Genomic DNA, 14,091 nt, shown 5'->3' on the forward strand with positions numbered 1-14,091 from the left:
ACGTGACCTCCACCTTCCCGGTGGTGCCGCGGTGCGGCCGCCGCGCCGGACATCGATAGGCTGGGCGCGGACCGATGCAAGGAGGATCTAGGACGATGGCAGGCAACACGGAGCCGTTGTCGCCGCGGGCCAAGCTGGCGGTGACGGCGGGCAAGGCCGCTGCGGCGGTGTCGCGCGCTGCGGGGCGCGGCAGCGGATCGGTGATCGGCGGCCGGGTGGCGCTCAAGCTCGACCCCGACCTGCTGGGGCGACTGGCGCAGCACCTGGACGTGATCCTCGTGTCGGCGACGAACGGCAAGACGACGACGACCCGGCTGATCGCCGAAGCACTGCGGGCGGCGGGTCCGGTCGTCTCCAACGCACTGGGCGCCAACATGCCCGCGGGCATCACCTCGGCACTGGCCGGTGGCTCGGACGCGAAGTACGGCGTGATCGAGGTCGACGAGAAGTACCTCGCCGGTGTCGCGCGGGACACGACGCCCAAGGTGATCGCGCTGCTCAACCTCTCGCGCGACCAGCTGGACCGCGCGGCGGAGACCCGGATGCTGGCCGAGAAGTGGCGTGAGGGGCTGTCCGGCTCCAAGGCCGTGGTCGTCGCCAACGCCGACGACCCGCTGATCGTCTGGGCGGCGTCCTCCTCCACCAACGTCGTGTGGGTCGCGGCCGGTCAGGCGTGGAAGGACGACGCCTGGTCCTGCCCGTCCTGCGGCGGTGTGATGCAGCGCCCCGGCGACGACTGGTTCTGCGGCGAGTGCGGTTTCCGCCGCCCCGCGCCGAGCTGGGTGCTGCACGGCGACTACGTCCTGGATCCGCACGGTTCGGCCTGGCCGATCCACCTCCAGCTGCCCGGCCGGGCGAACAAGGCGAACGCCACCACCTCGGCGGCCGTCGCCGCCGTCTTCGGCGTGCCGCCCCAGGTCGCGCTGGAGCGCATGTACCAGGTGCAGGCCGTGGCGGGCCGCTACGACGTGGTCAGCTTCCTCGGCCGTGAGCTGCGGCTCCTGCTGGCGAAGAACCCGGCGGGCTGGCTCGAGACGTTCTCCCTGATCGACCCGCCGCCCACGCCGGTGATCCTCTCCGTCAACGCCCGTGGCGCGGACGGCACGGACACCTCGTGGCTGTGGGACGTCGACTACACCCAGCTCGCCGGCCACCCGATCTTCGTGCTCGGCGACCGCAAGCTGGACCTCGCGGTCCGCCTCGAAGTGGCCGGGCTCGACTTCCGGGTCTGCGAAAGCCTCGACGAGGCCGTGCAGCAGGCCCCGCCCGGGCGTATCGAGGTCATCGCCAACTACACCGCCTTCCAGGATCTGCGCCGCCGTGTCGGCAACTGACCCCGGCCCCGGCCACCTCCGGAGAGGACGAAGCATGAGCAACGGTCTGCGTCTGGTCTGGGTCTACCCCGACCTGCTGAGCACCTACGGCGACCAGGGCAACGCACTGGTGGTGGAGCGGCGGGCCCGGCAGCGCCGTCTCGACGTACAACGCGTCGACGTACGCAGCGACCAGCCGATCCCGACGTCCGGCGACATCTATCTGATCGGCGGCGGCGAGGACCGGCCGCAGCGGCTCGCCGCGGAGCGGCTGCGCCGCGACGGCGGTCTCAATCGGGCCGCTGCCAACGGCGCGATCATCTTCTCGGTCTGCGCCGGCTACCAGATCCTCGGCCACGAGTTCATCAACGATCTCGGTGAGCGCGAGGCCGGCCTCGGGCTGCTCGACGTGGTCTCCACCCGCGGCGAGGGTGCCCGCTGCGTCGGTGACGTACTGGCCGACATCGATCCGCAGCTGGGCCTGCCGCAGCTGACCGGTTTCGAGAACCACCAGGGCGTCACCCATCTGGGCCCGACGGCACGGCCGTTCGCCCGGGTCCAGCTCGGCCGGGGCAACGGCACGGGTGACGGCACCGAGGGCGCGTACAACGACACGGTCTTCGGTACGTACATGCACGGGCCGGTGATGGCCCGTAACCCGATGATCGCGGACCTGCTGCTGAAGCTGGCTCTCGATGTCAACGCTCTGCCTCCGACGGACGACCGCTGGTACGAGGCGCTGCGCGCCGAGCGCATCAATTCGGCAACCCAGCCCGCCTGACGTGGTCTTCGCTCACTTGAGCAGAGTCCACCAGGCGGACGCCTGGTTCGGTCCCGCCACCCTGCGCCGGTAGGGTGGCGGGGATCCAGCCGGACGACGCAGTCCGGTCGTCGGCCCACGTTGCAAAGGTTTCCCGGGCAATGCGAATTGGTGTGCTCACCTCCGGCGGCGACTGCCCCGGCCTCAACGCCGTCATCCGCTCCGTCGTGCACCGCGCGGTGGTCGACCACGGCGACGAGGTCATCGGCTTCCACGACGGGTGGCGGGGCCTCCTGGAGTGCGACTACCGCAAGCTCGACCTCGACGCGGTCGGCGGCATCCTCGCGCGTGGCGGCACGATCCTCGGCTCCTCCCGGGTCCAGCCCGCGCATCTGCGGGGCGGCGTCGAGCAGGCCAGGAGCCACGTCGCCGATCTCGGTCTCGACGCGATCATCCCGATCGGCGGAGAGGGCACGCTGAAGGCTGCCAATCTGCTCTCCGAGGCGGGGCTGCCGATCGTCGGCGTACCGAAGACCATCGACAACGACATCGCGTCGACCGATGTGACGTTCGGCTTCGACACCGCGGTCGGTGTCGCCACCGAGGCCCTCGACCGGCTGAAAACCACCGCCGAATCGCACCAGCGGGTGCTCATCGTCGAGGTCATGGGCCGCCACACCGGATGGATCGCCCTGCACTCGGGCATGGCGGCCGGCGCACACGCCATCGTCGTGCCGGAACGCCCCTTCGACATGGACGAGCTGACCGAGCTGGTCGGCAAGCGTTTCTCGGCGGGCAAGAAGTTCGCCATCGTCGTGGTCGCCGAGGGCGCCAAGCCGCGAGCCGGCTCCATGGAGTTCGAGGCCGGCGCCACGGACGTCTACGGGCACGAGCGCTTCACCGGAGTGGCCACGCAGCTCTCGGTCGAGCTGGAGCAGCGCCTGGGCAAGGAAGCACGCCCGGTGATACTCGGTCATGTGCAGCGCGGTGGCACGCCGACGGCGTACGACAGGGTCCTGGCGACCCGCTTCGGCTGGCATGCGGTCGAGGCCGCGCACCGCAGCGAGTTCGGCATGATGACGGCGCTGCGTGGCACGGACATCACGATGGTGCCGCTGTCACAGGCCGTGGAGACGCTGAAGACGGTCCCGGCCGAGCGGTACGCCGAAGCGGAGTGCGTGCTCTGAGCGACACCGGTACGTGACGACTGCCCCCGGCCGCAGCTGCGGCCGGGGGCAGTTCTACTCTGGTCGGGACAACCGGCACGAAACGGGGACGTCCCCATCGGGAGTGAACAGATGGATCACAGCGGGCACGGCATGACCATGGATCTGCCGCCGTTCACGCTGGGACGTGGGCTCGTCTTCTCCGCGGACCCGTTCTTCCTGATCGGCTGTGTCCTCGCGCTCGGCCTGTACGGGTACGGCGTGCTGCGGCTGCGCAGGCGCGGCGACAGCTGGCCGGTCGGCCGGACGGTCTTCTTCGTCATCGGCGTGCTGACCATCGCCCTGGTCATGTGCACCAGGCTCAACGACTACGGCATGGTCATGTTCAGCGTGCACATGGTGCAGCACATGGTGATCAGCATGCTGTCGCCGATCCTGCTGCTGCTGGGCGCACCGGTGACCCTGGCGCTGCGCGCCCTGCCCGTCGCGGGCCGCGGCCGCACGGGCCCGCGCGAGCTGCTGCTCATGCTGCTGCACAGCAGGTACATGAAGATCATCACCCATCCGGTGTTCACCATCCCGCTCTTCATCGCCAGCCTGTACGCGCTGTACTTCACCCCGCTGTTCGACTTCCTGATGGGCTCGAAGACCGGGCACCTCGCGATGATGGTGCACTTCCTCGCGGTCGGTCTGGTCTTCTTCTGGCCCATCATGGGCGTCGACCCGGGACCGCACCGGCCCGGCTATGTGATGCGGATGCTGGAGCTGTTCGCGGGAATGCCGTTCCACGCCTTCTTCGGCATCGCCCTGATGATGGCGACCTCGCCGATGGTGGAGACGTACGAGCACCCGCCGGCCTCGCTCGGCATCGACGCACTGAGCGACCAGAACTGGGCGGGCGGCATCGCCTGGGCCTTCAGTGAGATCCCTTCGGTACTGGTGCTGATCGCGCTGGTCTTCCAGTGGTACCGGTCCGAGCAGCGGACGGCGAAGCGCGCGGACCGCGCCGCCGACCGGGACGGCGACCAGGAGCTGAAGGCGTACAACGCCTATCTCGCATCGTTGCAGGCGCGCGGACAGTAGCGGAGGACGCCCCTTCCGGGTGACGATGGGGTCCACGGCCGCGCGGCCGACGAGGAGGGTGCGCGCATGTCCGGATCCACGAAGACGATGGGGATACTCACCGTCGGAGCCCTGGTGATGGTCACCGCCTACACGGTGGCGCTGGGGAGCAACGGCTGGCTCTGGTTCGGCTGGGTGGTGCTCGGGCTGCTCACGGTGGGGATGGCTGCCACGCGCGACACCTGAGCGGCGCCCCGGCCGGGGCGCCTGCGAGCCCTGCTCTTCAGCGACCTGGCGTGCCCGCTCCTCATGGTCTCGAGGCTGCCCACGAAGGAAGCCGGCGCTCCCTGTGGCGTGGGCGGTCAGGCCGGCGGGTTCGGGGCGGCCGCTGCGTTCGCTGCCTGCAAGCGCTCGGAGGTAGCCTGAATCCAATGATCCCGCTCCCGTGAACGGGGGAGGTCACATGGCCACAGGTGAAAGCCTCCGGCCCTGCAGGGCAGATGCGCCGCGCTACATGCCCATCGCTGAGCACGGCCTGATCGGCGACCTTCGCACGGCCGCGCTCGTCGGCACGAACGGCACCATCGACTGGTACTGCTGCTCACGATTCGATGCGCCCAGCGTCTTCGCGGCGATCCTGGACGCCGACCGCGGCGGGGCCTTCGAGCTCGCCCCGGATGTGCCCGCCCGGACGAAGCAGTTCTACTTCCCCGACACCAACATCCTGATCACCCGGTTCTTCGCGGACGACGGTGTCGGCGAGGTCCAGGACTTCATGCCGATCGTCGACGACTCGCGCGAGGCGGACCGCCACCGTCTGATCAGACGGGTGCTCTGTGTGCGAGGGTCGATGCCGTTCACCGCGCGCGTGGCTCCCCGGTTCGACTACGGCCGGCGCACGCATACGGTGAGCAGGCAGCAGGGCCAGATCGTCTTCGACTCCCCGGAACTCTCGCTCGCGCTGACGTCCAGTGTTCCGGTCGACATCGACGGTCCGGACGCCACGGCCTCTTTCACACTGGAAGAGGGCAAGACCGCGGTGTTCGCGCTCGATCGGATCGGCGACGGGGTGGAGCCCCGGGCCTGTGCGGTCACGGAGGCGGAGGCGCTCTTCGGCGCCACGGTCCGGTACTGGCGCTCATGGCTGTCCCAGTCCCGGTACCGGGGACGCTGGCGGGAGATGGTGCACCGCTCCGCGCTCACCCTCAAGCTCCTCACGTACGTGCCGACCGGCGCCATCGTCGCCGCTCCCACGACCAGCCTGCCCGAACAGATCGGCGGCGAGCGCAACTGGGACTACCGGTACGTGTGGGTGAGGGACGCCGCGTTCTGCATCTACGCGCTGCTCAGGCTGGGCTTCACCGCCGAGGCCGAGTCCTTCGTACGCTTCCTGTCCGAGAGGATCAGCCTCAAGGAGACCGCCGGTGGCCCCCTGCAGATCATGTACGGCATCGACGGCCGCAGCGAACTTCCCGAGGAGGAGCTGTCCCATCTGGAAGGCCACCTGGGCTCGGCTCCCGTCCGGATCGGCAACAACGCGGTCAACCAGCTCCAACTGGACATCTACGGGGCCCTCATCGACTCGCTCTATCTCTACGACAAGTGGGGCCAGCCGCTCTCCAGCGAGCACTGGGACACCGTCGGCAATCTGGTCGACTGGGTCTGTGACAACTGGGACCAGCCGGACGAGGGCATCTGGGAGACACGTGGCAAGATCCAGAACTTCCTGTACTCGCAGCTGATGTGCTGGGTCGCGATCGAACGGGCGATGCGGATCGCCACCCATCGCGGGCTGCCCGCGGACATGCTCCGCTGGTCCCACGCCCGCGACACGATCTACCGGCGGATCATGCAACGCGGCTGGTCCACCGAGCGGAAGGCATTCGTCCAGCACGAGGGCGAAGACGTCCTCGACGCTGCGGTCCTCATGATGCCGCTGGCCAAGTTCATCTCTCCGACGGACCCGAAATGGCTCTCCACTCTGGATGTGCTGGGCGATGGGCTGGTGTCCGACTCCCTGGTCTACCGCTACGACCCCCACGCCAGCCCGGACGGACTGCGAGGCGAGGAGGGCACATTCTCGATCTGTTCGTTCTGGTACGTCGAGGCGCTCTCGCGCGCAGGCCGCGTGGACGAGGCCCGGCTCGCTTTCGAGAAGATGCTCACCTATGCCAACCACCTCGGGCTGTTCGCCGAGGAGATCGGCCGCACCGGCGAACAGATGGGCAACTTCCCCCAGGCCTTCACCCACCTGGCACTCATCAGCGCCGCGTTCAACCTCGACCGGGCCCTGGGCTGAGTCCCGCCGGGCGACGACGCGAAGCGCCCGCCTCACGGATCGACGGCCACTCACACCCTCACCACCCCAATGGGCGCTCAGCTCGCGCGCACGCGAACACCACCGCTGCCCACGTCATCCTTACGTGCAGGATGCGCTGTAGTGCTCGTCGGTGACACGTTCCAGCCAGGTGGTGCCGTCGCCATCGGCGTCGCCGACAACCATGGCGATGTGCGCCATGAAAGTGGTGTCGGTGGCGCCGTGCCAGTGCTCCTCCCCGGGCGGGCACTTGACGGTCTGGCCGGCGCAGACGCGTACGACCTTGCCGTCACGGGTGCCGACCAGGCCGATACCGTCGGTGATGTAGAGGGTCTGGCCGTTGGCGTGGGAGTACCAGTTGGTGCGGGCGCCGGGGGTGAAGCGGACCAGTGCCGAGGCGAGGCGGGCGGGTTCGGTGGGCGTCTCGATCATGTTGAGGTAGACATCGCCCGAGAAGCGCCCGGCCGGGGCCTTGGCGGTGGGGGCGGCGGTGATGTGTTCCACGTCAGTTGTTCCTTGCGGTAGTGGCGGAGTACGGGGTGCCGCGATCAGGACGAGCGGCACGGCGGCGGCCGGGATGCCGGGATGGTGCCGCTGCACGCTGCGGCGGACAGCAGCAGCCTGGCAGCGGAGACCGCGCCGACGGCGCAGCGCAGAGCGGTGCGGGACATGGCGTCGTGTCCGGGTTCAGTCGGGCATCGGCTCGGCGTAGTGCCTGAAGCCGTCACGGTCGGTGTGCAGGGCGTACAGGCGCTCAGCCAGCACGGAGGGGCTGGAGTGCTCGGCATCGGGTCGGATGGCGCCCGGGACGATCAGTGGGCGATGTGGATGTTCTCCGACGCGAGGGTTGTGAGCTGCTGCGGGTTTGCTGCATTGAAGTGAGTTGTAGCGAGCGGAAGTGAGTCCTGGCGGTGGGCGTGTGGGGTGGGAACGGGGGTTCTGGGGCCGAATGGGTGACCTTGGTGGCTGTTGCTCGTTGGGCTGGGTGGCAGGGCGTCCCGCCTGGGGGGGGTGATGTGGTGGGTGGTTTACGGAAGCTGGCCGCGTCCTTCGTGGTGCCCGGGCCGTGCGGGGTGGCGGTCCGGGACCGCTTCAAGCACCTGACCGCCCGGGACGAGAGGGTGCTGCGTGCGGTCGGTGCGCATCAGGGAGCGCTGGCTTCCCATGATCTCAAGGCCCGCTGCGTGGATGGGCTGGAGCACGGTGCGGACACCTGGGCGGCGCGTAAGCGGGAGCTGACCGGGTTATCGTCGTCGCGGATCGCCGGGGCGATCACGAAGGCCACGCACGATCAGTGGGCGCTGGCCCGCCGTTGCCAGGCGGCGCACATCCAGAACCTGGAAGCCGGGATCAAGACGCTACGGCACCGGCTGTCCCTTCCGCTCGGGGAGAAGGGCACCAAGCGCGCGGCGGGCGGTTACCGCTCCCAGGGTGAGTGGTTTCGCAAGTCCCGCCGCCTCGCGGCACTGCAAGACCGGCATGCTGCTGCTGTTGCCGACTGGCAGGCCGGACGGGTCCGGGTGGTCAGGGGCGGTAAACGTCTGCTGAACACCCGCCATCATCTCGCCGAGGCCGAGCTCACCGAGGCCCGGTGGCGGGAGCGGTGGGAGGCGGGACGCTCGTTCCTCGCTGCGGACGGCGAATCGGGGAAGCGGTTCGGGAACGAGACGATCCGCGTCACCCCGCACGGCGAAGTCAGCATCAGACTCCCTGCCCCGCTCGCGCACCTGGCCAACGCAAAGCACGGCCGGTACACCCTCACCGCCACCGTGGCGTTCGCGCACCGGGGGGTGGAGTGGGCCGACCGCATCGAAGCGAACCGGGCGGTGGCCTACCGCATCCACCTCGATACGGAGCGCGGCCGCTGGTACCTCACCGCGTCCTGGCAACGCCCCGTCGTGCAGACCATCGCGTTGGAGGCCGCCCGCGCCCGGGGCATGATCGGTGTCGACACCAACGCCGACCACTTCGCCGCCTACCGGCTCGACCGGCACGGCAATCCGGTCGGTGACCCGCACCGCTTCGGCTACGACCTGTCCGGGACCACCGCTCACCGCGACGCCCAGATCCGCCACGCGCTGACCCGGTTGATCAACTGGGCGGGGCGGGTCGGTGTCGCGGCGATCGGCATCGAAGACCTGGACTTCACCACCGAGGCAACCCGCGAGAAGCACGGCCGCCGGAAAAGGTTCAGGCAGCTCATCTGCGGTATCCCGACCGGGAAGCTGAAGGCCCGGCTGGTGTCCATGGCCGCTGAACACGGCCTGAGCATCGTCGCGGTCGACCCCGCCTACACCAGCCTGTGGGGTGCCCAGCACTGGCAGAAACCACTGGCCACCCCGCACCGCACCATGTCCCGTCACGATGCCGCGGGCATCGCGATCGCACGACGCGCCCTCGGGCACCCGATCCGGCGTCGGACGGCACCGCCCCCACACGACCGGAGTGATCGTGCGGGGCATCGGACCGTCCAGGCCGCACCAGGTAACCGGGGACGTGAGGGAACCCGCCCACCCACCACGGACCGGCCCCCCGGAGGACCGTCGCCGAACGGGACGCGAAAGCGGGAACCCAGCGCATCCAACACCGTTCGGGATGCGCCCAGTACGCAGCAGTGGGTCCAAGACTCACTCATGCGCACTGGCTAGGAACGGTGTGGACAACCGTGAAGAGGTCCGCGAGTTTCTGACCTCGCGGCGAGCCAAGATCACCCCCGAGCAGGCGGGCGTGCCCTCCGGCAGCCGGCGCCGCGTGCCGGGCCTGCGCAGGAGCGAGGTCGCGGCCCTGGCCGACATGAGCGTGGAGTACTACGCCAAGCTGGAGCGCGGCAGCCTCGCCGGCGTCTCCCCGGCCGTACTGGAAGCCGTCGCCCGTGCCCTCCGGCTCGACGACGCCGAACGCGCCCACCTTCTCCATCTGGCCCAGGCCGCCGACGGCTCCGACGCCCTTACCCGGCCTCGGCGCCGCACCACCCGCCACTGGGCCCCGCACCGCAGCCTGCAATGGACCCTCGACGCCATCACCGCGGGGCCCGCATTCGTTCGCAACGGCCGCATGGACCTGCTCGCCGCCAACCAACTCGCCCGCGCCTTCTACAACGACGTCTACGCCTCCCCGTCCAACCGGGCGAACCTCGCGCGCTTCAACTTCCTCGACCCTGCCTCGCGCCGCTTCTACCCCGACTGGGAGCAGGCCGCCGACATCGCTGTCGCCATCCTGCGCACCGAAGCCGGCCGCAATCCCCACGACAAGGACCTCCACGACCTGGTCGGCGAGCTGTCCACGCGCAGCGACGAGTTCCGCACCCGCTGGGGTGCCCACGATGTTCGCCATCACGGCACCGGCACCAAGCGCTTCCACCACCAGGCCGTAGGCGAACTCACGCTCGCCTACGAAGGGTTGGAGATGGCCGCCGAACCCGGTCTGACCTTGACCATCTACGCCACCGAGCCCGGGTCGCCCTCCGAGGAGGGCTTGCTCCTGCTCGCCTCCTGGGCCGCCACCCAGGAACTCCGAGCCCCCACGCAGCACCGCACAACGGACTGACGCGGTTCAACGAGCAACCGCCGCAGAATTGCATCGATTTGGGCTCCGGCCTCTCTCGTGAGACACGGCCCCGACGGCCAGGGTGAGACAGCGCAGGCAGCGGCTGCAAAAGCTGCCACCGGGCCTGAGATCCCAGAGGCGGTCCGGCCGCCAGTCAGGGCGAACCGGCATGCCGGGAGGCAGCCGGGCCACCGCCCGTACCCCGACCCTCACGTCGGTCCGGGCAGCTCGCACCTGGGCCAGTCGGATGCGCCCCGAGCGCGGCCCTCCACCAAGGATGAACTGCACGACGAAACCAGTGGGGTGACAGACCATCAGCGCTGTCGGCAAATGAGCGTCGCGCGCACGGCAGTCGCCGGATCTGCATCCTGGGCGCGACCGCGCACCCCTCTGGTGCCTAGGTGCCGGGATGAAGAGCTCCAGCTGCCCGGTCAGATGAACAGGACGCTCTCGACATCGATGGTGACGAGTTCCACGTCCCGGTTCACCGTTCCGCCCTCCCCTCGCCGGTAGACGCGTCGCCGGGTCGGGATCATTATCCCGTCGAACTCCTTGTACTCGGAGGGGTAGTGCGCGGCAGGCCCGGCGTTGATGACCTCGGGCGTGTAGTCGTGCCTGCGCAGCAGCCCGTTCGAGTCGAAGTAGAAGATCTGCTCAGGGCAATGCGTCGCGATGTGGTCAGGGAAGGTGACCTTCAGACGCCTCCAGGTCTCCCCCTCCTCCGCGACCGGGGACAGCTCCACGGTCTCGAATCCGGGAGAGGTGAAGGTGAACGGGGACGTCAGGTACGTCCACATGGCCTCCCCGGCGAAGTAGGCGACCTGGAGATCGTCCCAGGGAGCGCGCACGTCGCCCGGGAACGACGCACGAGGGTCAGCCCGCTCGGCCGTCACCTCTCCGGTGGCGGACTCCACGGCCACCCGCTGCGCGGTGAAGGACGTCCGCAGGTGGGGCGCTGTGAAGGGGTAGTGGCTGGCGTGCTGCTGATGCAGGTCGAGCCGTACAGCCACGTGGCTCAGTATCCCCTCCCGGCCCTTCAGCCTCCACAGCGAACCTCCGACCCGGTGGTGCACGGTCGCCGAGCTGAACCGGTTGTAGCGGTCCAGGCCGCCGTGCGCCTCGATGACCCGTGTGACGAGATCACTCATGGCAGATTCCTCCTTGATCCGTGGGATGTTTCGTCGGATATGTGACCGGCTGACGCAGCCCGGCCGAAGAGGCGGCACGTGGTCGGCGCGGCGCACCTCAATTAAGAGTATATGCTCCTAATATTTTTTACCCGGGACGGTACGACCCGGATCCTCCGCCCCTCGGAACATCCCGCCTCCGCCGAGACGGGTCGTCCACGGCCGCAGATGAGACCGGCGCAGCCCTGGCCTGCAGGTCGGCCAGGATTGATGCGGCGCGGTCGTGATGCGCGCCGGACGGTGGGCAGGTCACCTGGCCGGCAGTCGAGCACCTCGAGCGGCCATGCACAATGAGCCCGGTTGATCGAGGTGGGGAGACGGGTCGGGTATGTGGATCAGGATCGTGTGGGACCTCGGGCGCGGGGTCGCCTTGCTCTTGGTCGCGTTCAATGTCCGCGATTGGGCGGTGCGCGCCTCCCGTCACGTGTCGAACCGCGTCGGCGCCGTGAGGACGGTCTGCGCGATCCTGGGTGCGATCTTCCTTTCGGCGGGCATGGTCCGTCTGGCCCATGCCCTTTGGCCATAGCGGCTGAGATCAGCAATCGCGCGCATGGCACACATGGCTGTTTCGCCGACATCGGCGCCTGACACCAACAGCAGCGGTCATGACCGATCTCCGGCGCCCGCCAAGGCCGTAACGACAGCTGTATCCCTTCGAGTGGCAGAGGCACTGCACCGACCTGATTCACGTCGAAGCCGTCCCGCGCACAGCCGACTTGCCAGTTCGGCCGACCGATCCACCCAGCCCTCCCCACAACTGTCGCCGGGAACCCTTGGAGAGTGGGCCGGGCACAGCCCAACCGCCTGAGTCCTCGGCGGCGCCCTCGACGACCGGTCGGGCTACGATCGATCACCTCCGTCCTGCACGCCCGTTCCCAGAGCCGATCCGGTAGAGAGTGGAGAGACGCCGTGTTCTACTACGTGCTCAAATACGTCATTCTGGGGCCGCTGCTGCGGTTGCTTTTCCGGCCCAGGATCGAGGGACTGGAGCACATTCCGGAGGAGGGCGCGGCGATCGTCGCCGGTAACCATCTGTCCTTTTCCGACCATTTCCTGATGCCCGCGATCATCCGACGGCGCATCACCTTTCTCGCCAAGGCGGAGTACTTCACGGGTCCCGGGCTGAAGGGGAAGCTGACCGCCGCGTTCTTCCGCAGCGCCGGGCAGATCCCGGTGGACCGGTCCGGCAAGAACGCGGGGCAGGCCGCGATCGATGAAGGGCTCGGCGTGCTGAGCAAGGGCGAACTGCTCGGGATCTATCCGGAGGGGACCCGTTCGCACGACGGCCGGCTCTACAAGGGCAAGGTCGGTGTCGCGGTGATGGCGATCAAGGCGCGGGTGCCGGTCGTGCCGTGCGCCATGGTCGGTACGTTCGAGATCCAGCCTCCCGGCAAGGTCGTCCCGCGCATCAAGCGGGTGACCATCCGCTTCGGTGAGCCGATGGACTTCTCCCGCTACGCCGGTATGGGGGACCAGAAAGCGGCGATCCGGGCGGTCACCGACGAGATCATGTACGCGATCCTCGGGCTCTCCGGTCAGGAGTACGTCGACGAGTACGCCGTCAAGGTGAAGGCCGCAGAGGCAGCCCAGCCGAAGAAGTTCCCGAGACTGCGACGCTGACCGCGAATCCGCGATCGGCGAACCCTCATGCCCAACCGGTCCGGCACCGCCTAGCGTTCCTCCCATGAGCAACGGACAGGCATGGGTACTCGGGGCCACGGGACAGATCGGGCGCGCGGCGGTGCGCGCGCTCGCGGAGGACGGCTGGGAGGTGACCGCGGTCTCGCGCGGCGGCGGCCGCGACGAGCGATGGGCCGACGGGGTACGGACGACAGCCCTCGACCGGGACGACGAGGGGGCACTGGCCGCGGCACTGGGCGACGGCTGTGACGTCCTGGTCGACATGGTGGCATACGGCGAGCAGCACGCCCGGCAGCTTGCCGGGCTCGCCGACCGGGTCGGTTCGGCCGTCGTCATCTCCAGCGGCGCGGTCTACGAGGACGCTCGCGGCCGCGGCTTCGACACCCAGAACGAGCCCGACGGCGCCCCGCAGTATCCGGTGCCGATCGCGGAGACCCAGCGCACGGTGGCACCGGGGGATGCCACGTATGCGACGAGAAAGGTCCGGCTGGAGCGGGATCTGCTCGCTGCGGGCGACACGCTGCCGGTGACGCTGCTGCGGGCCGGTGCGGTCCATGGCCCGTACTGCCGTACGCCGCGCGAGCTGTACTTCGTCAAGCGGCTGCTGGACGGGCGCAAGCGGCGGGTGCTGGCGTACAACGGCACCGGCCGCTTCCATCCGGTCCATGTGTCCAATGTGGCCGAGCTGATCCGGCTCGCCGCACGGCGTCCCGGGTCGCGGGTACTGAACGCGGCCGATCCGCAGGCGCCCACGGTCGCTGAGATCGCGTCGGCGATCGACGAGGTGCTCGGCAGGGAGACGGAGACGGTACTGGTGGAGGGACCCTCTCCGATGGGCGAGGTCGGCGAGACGCCGTGGACCATTGCCCATCCCGTCGTGTATGACATGACGGCTGCCGGGAAGGAGCTCGGCTACCGGCCGGTGACGGGGTACGCGGAGTCGCTGCCGGAGACTGTCGAGTGGCTGGTCGGGCAGTTGAACGGCCGGGACTGGCGGGACGCCTTCCCGGCGATGCTGCGGACGTACGGCGAGGGCCTGTTCGACTATGCGGCGGAGGACGCCTGGCTGGAGCAGTACGACCTGGGCAGGTGAGACGGG

The 14,091-nt window shown here is 69.1% G+C and carries 12 protein-coding genes and 1 pseudogene; 10 read left to right on the forward strand and 3 right to left on the reverse strand.

Features of this window, described 5'->3' with window-relative positions:
- Window positions 1-95 precede the first annotated feature (95 nt).
- From LRD69_RS02575 to LRD69_RS02600, 6 genes are all read left to right on the forward strand, one after another.
- Window positions 96-1,334 carry a MurT ligase domain-containing protein gene (locus LRD69_RS02575; protein ID WP_277324904.1) on the forward strand — a complete coding sequence of 413 codons (1,239 nt, stop codon included), beginning with the start codon at window positions 96-98 and terminating at the stop codon, window positions 1,332-1,334.
- A 34-nt stretch (window positions 1,335-1,368) separates the two neighbouring features.
- The gene (locus tag LRD69_RS02580; protein WP_277324906.1) at window positions 1,369-2,094 is read left to right on the forward strand and encodes a glutamine amidotransferase; all 726 of its coding nucleotides are present in this window, start codon (window positions 1,369-1,371) and stop codon (window positions 2,092-2,094) included.
- A 140-nt stretch (window positions 2,095-2,234) separates the two neighbouring features.
- Window positions 2,235-3,260 (forward strand): 6-phosphofructokinase, encoded by a 1,026-nt coding sequence (locus tag LRD69_RS02585; protein WP_277324907.1) that lies wholly within the window; start codon window positions 2,235-2,237, stop codon window positions 3,258-3,260.
- 111 nt (window positions 3,261-3,371) lie between these two features.
- Entirely contained in the window at window positions 3,372-4,322 is a 951-nt protein-coding gene (locus LRD69_RS02590; protein ID WP_277324908.1) for a cytochrome c oxidase assembly protein, read from the forward strand.
- A gap of 66 nt (window positions 4,323-4,388) precedes the next feature.
- Window positions 4,389-4,547, forward strand: coding sequence for a hypothetical protein (locus LRD69_RS02595; protein ID WP_277324909.1), 159 nt, complete (start codon window positions 4,389-4,391; stop codon window positions 4,545-4,547).
- Window positions 4,548-4,764: 217 nt separating this feature from the next.
- On the forward strand, window positions 4,765-6,600 hold the full coding sequence (locus LRD69_RS02600) for a glycoside hydrolase family 15 protein (protein ID WP_277324910.1): 1,836 nt from the start codon (window positions 4,765-4,767) through the stop codon (window positions 6,598-6,600).
- 120 nt (window positions 6,601-6,720) lie between these two features.
- On the opposite strand, the gene LRD69_RS02605 is transcribed toward LRD69_RS02600, so the two are convergent.
- Together LRD69_RS02605 and LRD69_RS31020 are read right to left on the reverse strand one after the other, a co-directional pair.
- The gene (locus tag LRD69_RS02605) at window positions 6,721-7,122 is read right to left on the reverse strand and encodes a cupin domain-containing protein (RefSeq protein WP_277324911.1); all 402 of its coding nucleotides are present in this window, start codon (window positions 7,120-7,122) and stop codon (window positions 6,721-6,723) included.
- Between the two features lie 183 nt (window positions 7,123-7,305).
- Window positions 7,306-7,455, reverse strand: a pseudogene (locus tag LRD69_RS31020) (dehydrogenase); the annotation flags it as partial.
- 182 nt (window positions 7,456-7,637) lie between these two features.
- Here LRD69_RS31020 and LRD69_RS02610 point away from each other — a divergent pair.
- Window positions 7,638-9,266 carry a transposase gene (locus LRD69_RS02610; RefSeq protein ID WP_277324912.1) on the forward strand — a complete coding sequence of 543 codons (1,629 nt, stop codon included), beginning with the start codon at window positions 7,638-7,640 and terminating at the stop codon, window positions 9,264-9,266.
- Window positions 9,267-9,273: 7 nt separating this feature from the next.
- Window positions 9,274-10,164, forward strand: a complete 891-nt coding sequence (locus LRD69_RS02615) for a helix-turn-helix transcriptional regulator (RefSeq protein ID WP_277324913.1) — start codon at window positions 9,274-9,276, stop codon at window positions 10,162-10,164.
- 431 nt (window positions 10,165-10,595) lie between these two features.
- Here the strand turns inward: LRD69_RS02615 and LRD69_RS02620 are convergent, their stop codons facing one another.
- Window positions 10,596-11,312 carry a hypothetical protein gene (locus tag LRD69_RS02620; protein WP_277324914.1) on the reverse strand — a complete coding sequence of 239 codons (717 nt, stop codon included), beginning with the start codon at window positions 11,310-11,312 and terminating at the stop codon, window positions 10,596-10,598.
- A 948-nt stretch (window positions 11,313-12,260) separates the two neighbouring features.
- Here LRD69_RS02620 and LRD69_RS02625 point away from each other — a divergent pair.
- Both LRD69_RS02625 and LRD69_RS02630 read left to right on the forward strand, forming a co-directional pair.
- A complete protein-coding gene (locus LRD69_RS02625) occupies window positions 12,261-12,971 on the forward strand; it encodes a lysophospholipid acyltransferase family protein (protein WP_277324915.1) in 711 nt (236 codons plus the stop codon).
- Between the two features lie 64 nt (window positions 12,972-13,035).
- Window positions 13,036-14,085 (forward strand): NAD-dependent epimerase/dehydratase family protein, encoded by a 1,050-nt coding sequence (locus LRD69_RS02630; RefSeq protein ID WP_277324916.1) that lies wholly within the window; start codon window positions 13,036-13,038, stop codon window positions 14,083-14,085.
- Window positions 14,086-14,091 lie beyond the last annotated feature (6 nt).

Source organism: Streptomyces sp. JH14, assembly GCF_029428675.1.
In the GTDB taxonomy this organism is placed as follows: Bacteria; Actinomycetota; Actinomycetes; order Streptomycetales; family Streptomycetaceae; genus Streptomyces.